Raw genomic sequence first — 13,842 nt, 5'->3', positions numbered from 1 at the left:
CGCATTGCGCCGTTCGCCCGGTTCACTGACGATGACGCTCCGATGAAAGCCTATATTCTCAAGAAGCTTATCGCCTTGCCGCTGATCCTGATCGGCGTATCGATGCTGATCTTTGTCGCCATCCGCGCGCTTCCGGGTGATCCGGCTCGCATGATGGCCGGCCCTGAAGCCACGCAGGAAGCGGTTGACAATATGCGCACCCGTCTGGGGCTCGACCGTAGCATCGCCGAACAATATGGGCAGTTCGCCTATGGCGCGATCAGGGGCGATCTCGGCATGTCCATCAAATCGAAGCTGCCCGTCGTCGACGAGATTGCGGAGCGAATGCCGTTTACGCTCGGTCTTGCGATCACGGCCTATCTACTGGCGATCGCGATCGGCGTGCCGGCCGGTATGATCGGGGCGATCTACCGGTACGGCTGGCCGGACCAGGCCGTCATGCTGCTGGCGATCGCCGGCGCGTCAATTGCCAATTTCTGGTTGGCGCTGATGGCGATGAACACATTCTCCGTCAGTCTCGGCTGGCTGCCGCTTCTCGGCGCCACCTCATGGAAAAGCTTCATTCTGCCGTCGATCACGCTTGCGCTGCTGCCGATGGCTGTGATCGCCCGGATGACGCGTTCCAGCATGATCGAGGTATTGGCACAGGATTATATCCGCACGGCGCGGGCTAAGGGTGTCGCGCCTGGCTCGATTTATTGGAGCCATGCGCTGCGCAATGCGCTGATCCCGATCGTCACTATCGTCGGGCTGAATTTCGGCAGCCTGATCGGCGGTGCCGTCGTCACCGAATCGGTCTTCAACTGGCCAGGCATCGGCCGCCTGCTGGTCGATTCGGTTCGCTACCGTGACTATCCGGTCATCCAGGGCGTGACGCTTGTTGCCGTCACCGGCGTCGTCGTCATGAACTTCCTGGCGGAAATGGCGATTGCGGCGCTCAATCCGAAGATAAGGTTCGACTGATGGCGATGAGCAAAGCGGAAAAGGTTGCGACCGGCAGCGGCGGCCTGCGCCGCACTTTGCGCTGGCTTGCGACGCACAAGGGCATCACCATAGGTGGTGGGCTGATCGGCATCATCGTGCTGATGGCGGTCTTTGCTCCGCTCTTCACCTCGGCCGATCCCTACTCGCAGGACCTGCTCTCGACCATGCTCGAGCCTTCCTGGGAGCACCCTTTCGGCACCGACGACAACGGCCGGGATATTTTCGCCCGCGTGCTCTATGGCGCACGAATCTCGCTTCTTGAAGTCGTGCTCAGCGTCGGGCTCGCTGTCGTCGTCGGCGTTCCGCTGGGCATTCTGTCGGGCATGACCGGGCGTTATGTCGACCAGGCGATCATGTGGTGTATGGATATCCTCTTCGCTTTCCCGGGGATCGTTCTGGCCATTCTCATCGTCAGCGTGCTCGGCACCAGCCTCGTCAACTTGCTCATCGCCATCGCGATCTTCTCGGTGCCCGTCTATGCGCGGTTGAGCCGCAATCTGACGCTCGGCCTCAAGGCAATGGATTATGTGGAGGCGGCCATTTCGCTCGGCGTGTCGCGCCACCGAATCATGACGCATTACATCCTGCGCAACGCGATTGGCCCGATCATCGTACAGTCGACGCTGACGGCAGGCACCGTCATACTGTCGGCTGCAAGCCTCTCCTTCCTCGGCCTTGGCGCACAGCCACCGCTTCCCGAATGGGGTGCGATGATGAGCGACGGCCGCAACTATCTCGGCCTCAACATCTACATGTCACTCTTTCCCGGCCTCGCGATCATGGTCACCGTACTCGGCTTCAACGTTCTCGGCGACGGCCTGCGCGATCTGCTCGATCCACGAAAATAGCAGATAGATGCAACGCGTCGTGTGTTGCGCGGGATCGATTGTCCACGAGCCATATCCCGTTTGGGAGCCCCAGGAGAAGGCTCGCTCATCCGCTCGCGCGCCATTCTCTGTCGCACGTTTTTCGCGCTATAGTTCGTCCAAACACAAGTTGGGGGGACGACTATGGGCCAGCAGCAAATTCCGCTCAAGTTGACGGCAACGCGGTTCATCCACGCGATCAAATTGTTCATGACATCCGATGTCGGTGGACGAGCCGGGTTCCTTCTCGTGTCGCTGATCGCTCTTTTTGCCGGCATCAGCGCTCTGAATGTCGTCAACAGCTTCGTCGGCCGGCACTTCATGACTGCGATCGCTGAAAGGCAGACTGCCGAATTTGTTCGCCAGGCGATCCTCTACGCTGGCGCTTTTGCTGCTTCGACGGTCGTATCGGTGATTGCCCGCTTCGCCGAAGAACGACTGGCTTTGCTTTGGCGAGAATACCTCACCCGTCGTGCAATCGGCGTTTATATGACCGACGGTACGTTCTACCGGCTCGGCATTCAGGGTAAAGTTTCCTATCCTGATCAGCGGATCGCCGAGGATGTCAAAGCGTTCACGACGACGACACTCTCCTTTCTGCTTATGCTGCTCAGCAGCGTATTGACGGTCTTCACCTTTTCGAGCGTGTTGTGGCTGATCAGTCCGCTTCTCTTCTTTACTGCGGTTATCTACGCGGCCTTCGGGTCGTTTATGACGATCATGTTGGGACGACCTTTGATCAATCTGAACTATAACCAGCTCGACCGCGAAGCGGCCTTCCGGTCCGAACTGATCCGTGTTCGCGACAATACAGAATCGATCATCATCGGGGGCTCCGAGCAACGCCACACAGATCGGCTCCTCAAGCAGTTTGATAGCCTCGCCGCAAACTTCAGGCGGATAATTGGCATCAATCGCAACGTTGGTTTCTTCACCACCGGTTACAATTGGATGATACAGATCATTCCGGTCGTCATCATCGCGCCCGCGTTCATGCGCGGTGACATGGAATTTGGTGTCATCACGCAGTCGGCGGCGGCCTTTGCCATGCTTGTCGGTGCGTTCTCATTCATCGTCGCACAATTCAACTCGATCTCGAACTTCGCGACCGTCGTGGCGCGTCTCAGTTCCCTTTTGGAAGCGATCGAGGAGCCCAGCAGCCCAGCAGACATCAATCTCGAACACGTCGAGGCTGAGGGGAGTCTTGGCTATGAACATCTGACGCTGACGTCGCCGACAGGAGAGGCGTTGGTGAAGGATTTGTCGGTTCTCATACCGACAGATACGCGAGTGATCGTTGCCGGAGAAAGTGAGGCCGTGGCCACCGCTTTGTTCCGGGCCACGGCAGAACTTAATACGTCAGGCACTGGGCGCATCGTCATCCCACCCCGCCAATATGTGCGATTTCTCGGTCAGCGGGCCTATTCGGGTCCGGGAACTCTGCGCCAGATTCTGGCGCCGCCGGAGCGCTCGATCGGGGAAACGGATGACCAAATTCTCGCTTTGTTGAGGAATCTCGGCCTCGCACGCGATTTGACACCCAACGATCTGGACAGCGAGCAAGACTGGTCTACGTTGCTGTCGCCGCGCGAACAACAGCTCGTCACACTTGCAAGCGCGATCTTAGCCACTCCGTCATACATTATTCTGGAAAAAGCCGACGCCATCTTCGGTCACGAACTTCTGACCGCGATCCTCGGGCTCTTAGCCGAAAGAAGGATCGCGTGCGTCAACTTCGCCGAGCCGGGTGCCCCGCGCTCATCCTATGATGCCGTTCTGGAATATGCTTCGGACGGTTCCTGGAGGTGGATCGATCAAAAACAGAAAGCCTGACTGTTATGCAGCTTGGTTCTTTGAAAACCCAAGTCGTCTGCGGCGTTCACTGTCCGTCGTTCGTTCACAAGCCGGTTCAGGAAATTCGGGCGGATTCGGCAAGACCATCATAACCAGCCGCCTGAAAACCCTGCTCGTCTTAGTCCGACTACAACCGGCTCGCATCGACGCATGATGTTCCACAGTAAGCCGGTCCGGTAGTTTTCGATCATCAGGACGACGGGACCTTGGTCGATCCCGAAATGGTAGGGGCTGACCCACCATCCGTCGTTGTTGTCGCCAGTCGTATATGTCTGGTTGAACGACGGCCTAAACCCGTAAAGTCGCGTCATGCCCAGTTTCATGCGGGCAAAGTTTCGCACGGTCGGGATGACGATTTCCGGCGCAAACGGCAGCGAGGCAACCACAACCCAGGGGGATACCGTTCCATCATCCGGCCCATAGGGTGCGCCCCGGGCGACGTAGTCGAAGAATTCCCTATCGACGCCGTCTATGTTTCGCTTGATCCAGCCAGGCCCATCGCTTGCCGTGAACCCCCAGCAATGTTCGCCGTAGCCTTTTAAGTCCAGCGGGTTGCGAATGGCGTATTCCTGCTGAACGAAAGTGGCGTGCCGGCTGTTCTGGAAATAGTCGCTGTCGTGCTCGCGCATGAATTTATCGCGAATTTCACGAAAATCGATCCACATATGTGAAAGCTGATGCGTGAAGAGCGGACCGGAATAGAGCAATTCACGTCCGAAGATATTCCGCCATTCGTAACTCTCCGTATAGGCGGTGAAGCTTTCAGGCGGCAGAGGGTGGCTCGGTGAGCCGAGTCCGAGAATGTAAAGAAGCAGGCCTTCGTCATAGCCGCGCCACCGATACGGAATGAATCCGCTTTCCGGTCGCCAGCCATGGGTGAGCGTAGCCCCGTGGTCGCGAGCCCAATTCCAGTCCACGCGCTCATACAGCGATTTGGCAAGTGCGCGAACCTTCGCTTCGTCCTCGGTGTCTGCATCGAAATAGGCTGCCACGGTCAAGGCACCGGCGAACAGGAAAGCCGAGTCGATCGTTGACAATTCGCACTGCCAGACCCGTCGCCCCGTCTCAATGTCGAGGAAATGGTAGAAGAAACCCTTGTAGCCGGATGCGTCAGGTTCCGGCCCCTGGTGGCAGGACATCAGGAATTCCAGCCGACGTCGCGCGATCTTGGCGGCAAACTCACGAATGACGACGCCGCGTTCTACGATGACAGGAATGGTCGCAAGAGCCATGCCGATGGCGGCGATACTCGCCGGTGCGCCCGCCTGTGTCTTGTCGCGAACCAATCCATTGTCCGGATTCGTGCATTGCAGATAGTAGAGCAATGTCGTGAACTGAAGACGACCGAGGTCCTCATCCGTTGGCATTCGGTTCAGTTCGGGATCGGTTGACAGTAATTCCGACATGATAGGGTAACCGAGGAGATCAGATGGTTTCGTCGGACAACCGGAGGCGGCCTTGGTCGGACGCCTGCCGGCATGATCGTTTAGGCGCAACGCGTCGGCTAGGCATTGTCTCCCTCTGTGGAAGTCCCCGCCTTCATTTTTTCCGTGCTCTTGACCCCCCACGTCCAGCCGCTGATCTCGGGCATGTCATCACCATGCGCCTCGATATATTGGCGGTGCTCGATCAGTTTCCCGCGGATTGCCTGCTTGAAATAGGCCGCGCGCGCGCCAAGTTGCGGCAGCCGATCGATGACGTCTTCGACGAGATGAAAGCGATCGAGCTCGTTCAGGACGACCATGTCGAACGGCGTCGTGGTCGTTCCCTCTTCCTTATAGCCCCGAACGTGCAGGTTTTTATGGTTGGTTCGCCGATAAGTCAGCCGGTGGATCAACCAGGGATATCCGTGGAATGCGAAGATGATCGGCTTGTCCTTCGTGAAGAACGCATCGAAGTCACGATCCGAAAGCCCGTGGGGATGTTCGCTCGAGGGCTGAAGCTTCATCAGATTGACGACATTGATGACCCGCACCTTCACCTGGGGAAGGTGCTCGCGGATCAGCTGGACGGCGGCGAGCGTCTCCAAGGTCGGCACATCGCCGCAGCAAGCCATGACCACATCCGGCTCCGAATCCCGGTCATTGCTGGCCCATTGCCAAATACCGAGACCTTCGGCGCAGTGCTTGATGGCCTCATCCATCGTGAGCCATTGCGGAGCAGGTTGCTTGCCCGCCACCACCACGTTCACATAGTTGCGGCTGCGCAGGCAATGATCGGTGACGGACAGGAGCGTATTGGCATCCGGCGGAAGATAGACCCGGATGACCTCTGCCTTCTTGTTGATCACATGGTCGATGAAGCCAGGATCCTGATGAGAAAAGCCGTTGTGATCCTGTCTCCACACATGCGAACTCAGGAAGTAGTTGAGCGAGGCGATCGGCCGCCGCCATGGAATGTGGTTGCACACCTTCAGCCATTTGGCGTGCTGATTGAACATCGAGTCGATGATGTGAATGAACGCCTCGTAGCAGGAGAAAAAGCCGTGACGGCCAGTCAGCAGATAGCCTTCGAGCCAGCCCTGGCATTGATGCTCGCTCAGGACCTCCATGACGCGGCCGTCCGGCGACAGGTGATCGTCCTCGGGATAGATCTCGGCCATATAGCAGCGATCCGTCACCTCCAGCACGTCCTGCCAGCGGTTGGAATTGTTCTCATCGGGGCTGAACAGCCGAAAGTTCTTGCTGCCAAGATTCAATTTCATCACATCGCGCAGGAACTTGCCCATGACGCGAGCGGATTCTGCTGTGACTGTACCGGGCTTGGGGATAGAGACAGCATAATCGCGGAAATCCGGCATCTTCAAATCGCGCAACAACAGACCACCGTTTGCGTGCGGATTGTCGCTCATCCGGCGATGTCCGGTCGGTGCCAGCGCGGCCAGTTCAGCATGCAGTCTGCCATCGTCGTCGAAAAGTTCTTCAGGCCTGTAGGTCTTCATCCAGTGACGAAGCACCTTGATATGTTCCGGTTTGTCCATGTCGCCCATCGGAACCTGGTGCGAGCGCCAATAGTCTTCGCATTTCTTGCCGTCGATTTCCTCCGGGCAGGTCCAGCCCTTCGGCGTGCGGAAGATGATCATCGGCCACGCCGGCCGGCTGACATTTCCCTTGTCCCGCGCTTCCGACCAGATCGCCTTGATCCTGGCGACGGCGGTGTCCATGGCCGCGGCAAGCTGTTGCTGCACCTTGTCGGGCTCATGGCCTTCCACGAAGAGGGGCGCATATCCCATGCCCTCAAAGAACTTCAGCAATTCCTCCTTGGGAATACGGGCAAGGAAGCAGGGATTGGCGATCTTGTAGCCGTTGAGGTGCAGGATCGGCAGAACGCAGCCGTCACGGGCTGGATTGAGGAACTTGTTGCCATGCCATCCCGTCGCAAGCGGCCCGGTTTCGGCTTCTCCGTCACCGACAACACAGGCGACGATCAGATCGGGATTGTCGAAGGCTGCTCCATAGGCGTGGCTGAGCGCATAACCGAGCTCGCCACCTTCATGTATGCTCCCTGGTGTTTCGGGAGCGACGTGGCTCGGGATGCCGCCGGGAAAGCTGAACTGCTTGAACAGCCGCTTCATGCCTTCCTCGTCCTGACCAATATTCGGGTAGAATTCGGTGTACGTCCCCTCCAGATAGGCATGTGCGACAAGCGACGGTCCGCCATGGCCAGGGCCGATCACATAGATCATGTTGAGGTCGTCTCGCTTGATCACCCTGTTAAGGTGCACATAGAGCATGTTCAGGCCTGGCGAGGTTCCCCAATGGCCGAGCAACCGCGGCTTGATGTGTTCGCGTGCGAGCGGCTTTTTGAGCAAGGGATTGTCGAGCAGATAGATCTGCCCGACCGACAGATAGTTCGATGCCCGCCAATAGGCGTCCATCAGGCGGAGTTCCTCAGTGGAAAGCGGGGTCTTTCCAGACGACGCGATTGAGGCTGGTTTGTTCATCACTGCCGTTTCAGGTGAGGCCATCTGAGTCTCCCAATCAAAATAACATTGCTGAATCTCGTTGGCCTATTTCACGAAGGCCGATGCAGTCTCATGTCGATGCTGGGGTATTATTAAGGAGGAGATTCCGAGAAATGCTCCACCACGCCGCGGACACCACAGACACCCTCCGCCGAACGCTGTTGTCGGGTGATACTGTGACAACCGTTGTCGTCATTACATCTTTGACGAGCATGTCGATCCACCGCAGGTCTGAACGATGGGAATCTTCCTCTGCCTATGCCAGAGGTAGGTATAGGTAACCGCTTGCGCGAAGAATCCTCCCAACAAAGCGCAAGAAGCCTAATCGGATACTACCTCATTTTGCATTGAGTTGGATCAATCGAACGCCGCAAATTTGTCTGTGGAAAGGCGACCGAAGGAACAACGCATGCCTTCCGGCATCGGGTATCGATTGATACTTGGCCTGCTTTTGTCCTGACGAAGCCAGTCATGGCGTTCGCTGCACGGCCGATGGCAACACCAAGCGCACGTCATAAAGACGTTTTAAGCTTTGGTATGCATAAATCATATTGGGAAAACTGGAGCGGGCGAAGGGATTCGAACCCTCGACCCCAACCTTGGCAAGGTTGTGCTCTACCCCTGAGCTACACCCGCTCAAATCCACGCCGGTCCGGGGTAGTAAGTAGCGGACCGTGGGCGCCACCTTGCGGCGACGGGCGCTATATCGCCCAAACGATTTTCAAATGCAACAGGGAAATGACGGAAAAACGAAGAAAAGTTCTGGCGGTGGAAAACCGGCTTCGGAAACGCCGCGAATGCAGGGCAATGCGTCGGTCCTGAAGATTGCCAAGTTGATGAGGCGGACGTAAGCAGACAATCCAATCTATCTTTTCCTGTCTGATGGAATGACGATGAACGAAAACAAGCCCAAGACTCGCCAGGATCTTTTCGTCTTTCTCGACGGAATCGGCATCGCCCACAGCACCAAAGATCATGCTCCCGTCTTCACTGTTGCCGAATCGGTGGCGCTGCGGGACGAGATTCCCGGTGGCCACACCAAGAACCTCTTCGTGAGGGACAAGAAAGATCGTTATTTCCTGCTGACGGTCGAGGAAAATGCCGCTGTCGACCTTAAGCAGGTCCACACCATCATCGGTGCCTCCGGCCGCGTGTCCTTCGGCAAGCCTGAAAAGTTGATGGAATATCTGGGCGTCATTCCGGGCGCGGTTACTGCGCTCGGTGCGATCAACGATACCGGTAACAATGTCACCTTCGTGCTCGATGCGGATCTGATGCATGACGACATCATAAACTGCCACCCGCTCTCCAACGACGCGACCACTTCGATCGGCAGCGCCGACCTGATACGATTTATGGAAGCGACGGGGCATAAGCCGCTTGTCTTGAAAGTGACGTGCTGACATACGATTTTAGCGCTACAAGAGACGCCGGCAGATCGGCGCGGCGGGAGATATCCATGAGCGGCAGCGACAATCCCTACAACGGTTCTTTCGGCAACCAGATGTCGGCAACGGCGAGCTACGGTACAGCACCCCAGCCTGCGACAGCGGCCGGTGGCTATATCAAGGACACCACAACGGCGAATTTCGCGAAGGATGTTCTAGAGGAATCGCGCAATCAGCCGGTGCTGGTCGACTTCTGGGCGCCCTGGTGTGGTCCGTGCAAGCAGCTTACGCCGGTTCTGGAAAAGGTCGTCAATGAAGGTCAGGGCCGCGTCAGACTGGTCAAGATGAACATTGACGATCATCCTTCGATCGCCGGTCAGCTTGGCATCCAGTCCATTCCAGCCGTCATCGCCTTCGTCAATGGCCGCCCGGCCGATGGTTTCATGGGGGCGGTGCCGGAAAGCCAGGTTCGCCAGTTTATCGATCGCCTCGCGGGTCCTGCGGGTGCCGATGAGACCGCAGAAATCGAAGCTTATCTAGCGCAGGCCTCCGACGCGCTGGCCGCTGGAGATATCAATGAAGCGGGTCAGCTTTATGGTGCCATCCTTCAGGCTGATCCGGAAAATGCGAAGGCGCTTGCCGGCATGGCCGAGTGCCTGATCGCAGCCGACCAGCATGGCGAGGCCCGCCAGATGCTGAGCGAGCTGCCGGAAGAGGCTTCCAAGGATGCCGGCATCCAGGCGGTGCTGAAGAAGCTTGACCAGATAGAAGAAGCCCGCAAGCTCGGCGATCCCATTGCCCTGGAGCGCGAGCTGGCATTGAACCCGGATCATCACGAAGCCCGCCTGAAACTCGCCAAGATCCTGAATGTCGAGGGCAAGCGCGAGGAAGCGGCTGAACATCTGCTCTTCATCATGCGCAAGGATCGCACCTTTGACGATGATGGTGCGCGGCGCCAGCTCCTGCAGTTCTTCGAGGTCTGGGGATTCAAGGATCCGGCGACTGTTTCGGCCCGCCGCAAGCTTTCCTCGATCCTGTTTTCCTGAGTTTGCCGCCTTCACCCTTGCGTTTTCAGACAAGGGCACCACATTTCTCGTCAGGGTGGGCGTGTTGGACACGCCCACCGCAAGAGTGCGGGACCAGTCTTCATGCAAGTGGGCAATGCCAGATATCTGAAGCCCGGTGATTTACCGGACGAAATTGTTGTTTTTCCCCTGACAGGTGCGCTTCTCCTGCCTGCCGGACAGTTACCTCTCAATATCTTCGAGCCGCGTTATCTTGCGATGTTCGATGCGGCGCTCACCGGAAACCGTCTGATCGGCATGGTGCAGCCGGCGCACGGCGAGCATGAGGACAAGGCACATGCGCCGGAGCTTGCGGCCGTTGGCTGCCTTGGCCGGATCACGTCCTATGCCGAAACCGGCGATGGGCGTTATATCGTCTCGCTGACAGGCGTGTGCCGCTTCCGGCTGCTGGAGGAGCGATCACATGGTCAGCCGTTCCGTACTTTCCGCATAGCGCCATTCATTTCCGATCTTTCTGCCGAAAACGAGGAGGATGCCGTCGACCGCAGCGCCCTGCTGACGGCCTTCAAGGCCTATCTCGACGCCAACAAGCTGGAGGCGGACTGGGAGAGCGTGGAGCGCGCCAGCAATCTTACCCTCGTCAATTCGCTCGCCATGATGTCGCCCTTCGGCCCGGCTGAGAAGCAGGCGCTGCTTGAGGCACCCGACCTAAAAACCAGGGCGGAAACCCTGATCGCCATCACTGAAATCGTTCTCGCCCGCGTTTTTGGCGATTCCGACACCGTGCTGCAGTAGAGGATGCCATGGACGAAAAGCTGAGCCGGGTTGATCCGAAACTTCTCGAACTTCTCGTCTGCCCGCTGACCAAGGGGCGGCTTTCCTACGATCGCGAGCTCAATGAACTGGTCTCGGAAAAGGCGCGGCTTGCCTATCCGATCAGGGACGGCATTCCGATCATGCTGGTTTCGGAAGCGCGCACACTCGAAGACTGACGAGTAATGTCAGATCGTTTCGCCTGAGAGCAGCCGTGGATTGTCCTTGGCTGTCGTTCCCGCCGCCTGGCTGATGAAGAAGGACTTCAAACCGGGCAGGCGATCGACGATGCCGAGACCGAAGTCGCGGGCGATTCGGATTGGTGCCATGTCGTTGGAAAAGAGCCGGTTCAGCACATCCGTCGTGACGCCCATGCGGAAGGTGTCGAAACGGCGCCAGCTCTGATAACGCTCCAGAATGTTGATGGCGCCGATATCGAGACCGAGTCGATCGGCATCCACGATGGTTTCGGCAAGCGCTGCCACATCCTTGAAGCCGAGATTGAGGCCCTGGCCGGAAATCGGATGGATGCCATGTGCGGCATCGCCGGCAAGCGCGAAGCGTGGAGCGATGAAGGAACGGGCGAGCGTGAGGCCGAGCGGGAATGCCCGCTTATCGCCGACGACCTTGAGGGCGCCGAGCTTGTGGCCGAAGCGGCGTTCCAGTTCCTCTTCGAAAACCAGATCGTCCGCGGCGACGAGTCTGGCGGCATCATTCGTTCGCTCGGTCCAGACCAGCGATGAGCGGTTGTTGCGCAGCGGCAGGATGGCAAAGGGGCCGGACGGCAGGAAGTGCTCTTCCGCGCAGCCATGGTGCGGGCGCTCATGCTCTACCGTCGTGACGATGCCGGACTGGCCATAATCCCAGGTCACGGTCTTGATGCCGGCAAGGTCGCGCAGTCTGGATCGCACGCCGTCGCAGGCGACCAGCAAGCGCGATTGCAGCGTACTGCCGTTGGATAGGCTGACCTCGATATTGGCGTCGCCCGTCTTGAGCCCCGTGGCGCTGAGGCCGTGGCGGATCTCGATGCCGAGCCGTTCGCATGCGCCGCGCAGCGCGCCGACCATGACGACATTCGGGATCATGTGGGCAAATGGCCGGCCTTCGGCCACTTCGCCGTCGAAGGTCAGGAAGATCGGGCGGACCGGATCGGACATCTTGGAGTCGGTGACGATCATTTTGCTGATCGGCTGGGCCTCCGGTTCGATCTCGTCCCAGATGCCGAAGACCTCAAGCATCTTCGTCGCCGCCGCAATGATGGCGGAAGCGCGCATATCCGTCTTCCAGGCGTGCTCGGGTGCCGCCTCGACGACGGCGATATTGAGATGAGGTGCTGCCTGCTTGACCGCCACGGCCACGGACAGGCCGACGTAACCTCCGCCCACAACCAGCATGTCCAGCATCATCAGCTCCTGTTACTTCCTACGATCAGATGCGATCTATATAGATCATCAGGTTACCACTTCCTACCGCCGGGAGCCGAACAAAATGACGGAGCAGACGGGCAAGCCCACCGCCATGGAAACGTTGATTTCGACGCTGGATATCGAGCCGATCGAGGTCGATATCTTTCGCGGCCGCAGCCCTCAGGTCGGCTGGCAGCGGGTGTTCGGTGGGCAAGTGATCGCACAGGCACTGATGGCGGCGCACCGCACGGTCGAGGGCGAACGCTTCATTCATTCTCTGCACGCCTATTTCATGCGCCCCGGCGATCCCTCCGTGCCGATCATCTATCAGGTCGAGCGCATCCGTGACGGATCGAGCTTTAATACGCGCCGCGCCGTCGCGATCCAGCACGGCAAGGCGATCTTTGCACTGTCGGCCTCCTTCCAGGTCGAGGAACCGGGCTTCGACCACCAGGTCCCCATGCCGGCTGTACCGATGCCGGAAACGCTGCTCGGCGAGCAGCAGATCAAGGAACAGTATCTCGCCCATGCGTCGACGGCTGTGCGCAAATACTGGGAGCGCGAGAGGCCGATCGAAATTCGACCGGTCTCGCTCAAACATTACTTCACGCGTGAGAAGCTCGAGCCACGGCAGGAGGTCTGGGTGCGCGCCACCGGTCCCATGCCGGACAACCGGCTCTATCAGGCTGCGGTACTTGCCTATCTCTCGGACATGACGCTGCTTGATGCATCGCTGCATGCCCATGGAACGTCCATCTTCGATCAGAATTTGCAGGTCGCAAGTCTCGACCATGCCATGTGGTTCCACCGGCCGGACAAACTCGACGACTGGCTGCTCTATACGCAGGACAGTCCGTCGGCCTCAGGTGCCCGGGGATTGACCCGTGGTAGCCTGTTTACACGGTCAGGTGTCCTGATCGCGTCGGTCGCGCAGGAGGGCTTGATTCGGAAAAAGGCAAATGAATAAATAATGTGCATATTTATAAATTTGCGCATTATTTGTGCGCTTATTGGCCAATCATTTGCCTGTTTATTAGCGTCATCCCCTGTATCCTTTATATTTCAATAACTTAAAGACTGTCACGAATCTGGCACGCCCTTTGAATGTCTATCGCCGGTCGCTGTTGAAGAAACCGTCAGCGGCAAGGAGAGTCGGCTCCGCGCCGAGGATAACGAAGGATGGGAAACCAGATGAAAATTGTGATGGCCATTATCAAGCCTTTCAAGCTCGATGAGGTCCGCGAAGCCCTCACGGCGATCGGCATCCAGGGCCTGACCGTGACCGAAGTGAAGGGCTACGGTCGCCAGAAGGGACATACCGAAATCTATCGCGGCACTGAATATGCGGTCAGCTTCCTGCCGAAGCTCAAGATCGAAATCGCGGTTGCATCCGAAATCGTCGACAAGGCGGTAGAGGCCATCGCAGCATCTGCCAAGACCGGCCAGATCGGCGACGGCAAAATCTTCGTTTACTCGATCGACCATGCCGTGCGCATCCGTACGGGCGAGACCGATTCAGAAGCGCTGTAAAAAGAACGGCAG

12 protein-coding genes and 1 tRNA gene are annotated in these 13,842 nt (G+C 58.1%); 9 read left to right on the top strand and 4 right to left on the bottom strand.

Translation table 11 applies throughout. From position 1 onward, the window contains the following. Positions 1-42: 42 nt before the first annotated feature. The 3 genes from ACK9YZ_RS19865 (at position 43) to ACK9YZ_RS19855 (ending at position 3,683) form a co-directional block, all read left to right on the top strand. Positions 43-963 carry an ABC transporter permease gene (locus ACK9YZ_RS19865; protein ID WP_416064911.1) on the top strand — a complete coding sequence of 307 codons (921 nt, stop codon included), beginning with the start codon at positions 43-45 and terminating at the stop codon, positions 961-963. Then, complete coding sequence (locus tag ACK9YZ_RS19860) at positions 963-1,832, top strand: ABC transporter permease (protein ID WP_416064910.1); 870 nt, start codon at positions 963-965, stop codon at positions 1,830-1,832. Before ACK9YZ_RS19865 ends, ACK9YZ_RS19860 begins: the two co-directional genes overlap by 1 nt. A 162-nt stretch (positions 1,833-1,994) precedes the next feature. Then, positions 1,995-3,683: an ABC transporter ATP-binding protein/permease gene (locus ACK9YZ_RS19855; RefSeq protein WP_216756252.1), complete on the top strand. Its 1,689-nt coding sequence runs from the start codon at positions 1,995-1,997 to the stop codon at positions 3,681-3,683. Positions 3,684-3,790: 107 nt separating this feature from the next. Here ACK9YZ_RS19855 and ACK9YZ_RS19850 read toward each other — a convergent pair whose 3' ends face one another. The 3 genes from ACK9YZ_RS19850 to ACK9YZ_RS19840 all read right to left on the bottom strand — a co-directional run bounded on the left by ACK9YZ_RS19850 (position 3,791) and on the right by ACK9YZ_RS19840 (position 8,304). Then, the gene (locus ACK9YZ_RS19850; protein ID WP_216756251.1) at positions 3,791-5,110 is read right to left on the bottom strand and encodes a glucoamylase family protein; all 1,320 of its coding nucleotides are present in this window, start codon (positions 5,108-5,110) and stop codon (positions 3,791-3,793) included. A 98-nt stretch (positions 5,111-5,208) separates the two neighbouring features. Continuing rightward, complete coding sequence (locus ACK9YZ_RS19845) at positions 5,209-7,671, bottom strand: phosphoketolase (protein ID WP_416064909.1); 2,463 nt, start codon at positions 7,669-7,671, stop codon at positions 5,209-5,211. A gap of 558 nt (positions 7,672-8,229) precedes the next feature. Continuing rightward, positions 8,230-8,304 (bottom strand) — tRNA-Gly (locus ACK9YZ_RS19840). Positions 8,305-8,561: 257 nt separating this feature from the next. Here ACK9YZ_RS19840 and ACK9YZ_RS19835 point away from each other — a divergent pair. The 4 genes from ACK9YZ_RS19835 (at position 8,562) to ACK9YZ_RS19820 (ending at position 11,073) form a co-directional block, all read left to right on the top strand. Continuing rightward, positions 8,562-9,071, top strand: coding sequence for a prolyl-tRNA synthetase associated domain-containing protein (locus ACK9YZ_RS19835; RefSeq protein WP_416064908.1), 510 nt, complete (start codon positions 8,562-8,564; stop codon positions 9,069-9,071). A gap of 56 nt (positions 9,072-9,127) precedes the next feature. Further along, the gene (trxA, locus tag ACK9YZ_RS19830; protein WP_416064907.1) at positions 9,128-10,102 is read left to right on the top strand and encodes a thioredoxin; all 975 of its coding nucleotides are present in this window, start codon (positions 9,128-9,130) and stop codon (positions 10,100-10,102) included. 102 nt (positions 10,103-10,204) lie between these two features. After that, a complete protein-coding gene (locus tag ACK9YZ_RS19825; protein ID WP_216756247.1) occupies positions 10,205-10,876 on the top strand; it encodes an LON peptidase substrate-binding domain-containing protein in 672 nt (223 codons plus the stop codon). Positions 10,877-10,884: 8 nt separating this feature from the next. Further along, on the top strand, positions 10,885-11,073 hold the full coding sequence (locus ACK9YZ_RS19820; RefSeq protein ID WP_216756246.1) for a Trm112 family protein: 189 nt from the start codon (positions 10,885-10,887) through the stop codon (positions 11,071-11,073). 9 nt (positions 11,074-11,082) lie between these two features. On the opposite strand, the gene ACK9YZ_RS19815 is transcribed toward ACK9YZ_RS19820, so the two are convergent. Beyond that, the gene (locus ACK9YZ_RS19815) at positions 11,083-12,297 is read right to left on the bottom strand and encodes a ubiquinone biosynthesis hydroxylase (protein WP_216756245.1); all 1,215 of its coding nucleotides are present in this window, start codon (positions 12,295-12,297) and stop codon (positions 11,083-11,085) included. Between the two features lie 85 nt (positions 12,298-12,382). On the opposite strand from ACK9YZ_RS19815, the gene tesB reads away from it, so the two are divergent. Further along, positions 12,383-13,267, top strand: coding sequence for an acyl-CoA thioesterase II (tesB, locus tag ACK9YZ_RS19810; protein ID WP_416064906.1), 885 nt, complete (start codon positions 12,383-12,385; stop codon positions 13,265-13,267). A 212-nt stretch (positions 13,268-13,479) separates the two neighbouring features. Then, positions 13,480-13,830, top strand: a complete 351-nt coding sequence (locus ACK9YZ_RS19805) for a P-II family nitrogen regulator (RefSeq protein ID WP_007814595.1) — start codon at positions 13,480-13,482, stop codon at positions 13,828-13,830. Positions 13,831-13,842 lie beyond the last annotated feature (12 nt).

This window comes from Rhizobium sp. ZK1 (assembly GCF_047782645.1).
Classification (GTDB): Bacteria; Pseudomonadota; Alphaproteobacteria; order Rhizobiales; family Rhizobiaceae; genus Rhizobium.
This window is presented reverse-complemented; position numbering and strand designations above follow the sequence as displayed.

What these genes read in the sequence shown, in the direction of transcription:
- ACK9YZ_RS19815 (WP_216756245.1), bottom strand. Translation starts at nt 12,297, where the DNA reads ATGCTGGACATGCTGGTTGTGGGCGGAGGTTACGTCGGCCTGTCCGTG.
- ACK9YZ_RS19835 (WP_416064908.1), top strand. Translation starts at nt 8,562, where the DNA reads ATGAACGAAAACAAGCCCAAGACTCGCCAGGATCTTTTCGTCTTTCTC.
- ACK9YZ_RS19805 (WP_007814595.1), top strand. Translation starts at nt 13,480, where the DNA reads ATGGGAAACCAGATGAAAATTGTGATGGCCATTATCAAGCCTTTCAAG.
- tesB (WP_416064906.1), top strand. Translation starts at nt 12,383, where the DNA reads ATGACGGAGCAGACGGGCAAGCCCACCGCCATGGAAACGTTGATTTCG.
- ACK9YZ_RS19845 (WP_416064909.1), bottom strand. Translation starts at nt 7,671, where the DNA reads ATGGCCTCACCTGAAACGGCAGTGATGAACAAACCAGCCTCAATCGCG.
- ACK9YZ_RS19850 (WP_216756251.1), bottom strand. Translation starts at nt 5,110, where the DNA reads ATGTCGGAATTACTGTCAACCGATCCCGAACTGAACCGAATGCCAACG.
- ACK9YZ_RS19860 (WP_416064910.1), top strand. Translation starts at nt 963, where the DNA reads ATGGCGATGAGCAAAGCGGAAAAGGTTGCGACCGGCAGCGGCGGCCTG.
- ACK9YZ_RS19825 (WP_216756247.1), top strand. Translation starts at nt 10,205, where the DNA reads ATGCAAGTGGGCAATGCCAGATATCTGAAGCCCGGTGATTTACCGGAC.
- trxA (WP_416064907.1), top strand. Translation starts at nt 9,128, where the DNA reads ATGAGCGGCAGCGACAATCCCTACAACGGTTCTTTCGGCAACCAGATG.
- ACK9YZ_RS19820 (WP_216756246.1), top strand. Translation starts at nt 10,885, where the DNA reads ATGGACGAAAAGCTGAGCCGGGTTGATCCGAAACTTCTCGAACTTCTC.
- ACK9YZ_RS19855 (WP_216756252.1), top strand. Translation starts at nt 1,995, where the DNA reads ATGGGCCAGCAGCAAATTCCGCTCAAGTTGACGGCAACGCGGTTCATC.
- ACK9YZ_RS19865 (WP_416064911.1), top strand. Translation starts at nt 43, where the DNA reads ATGAAAGCCTATATTCTCAAGAAGCTTATCGCCTTGCCGCTGATCCTG.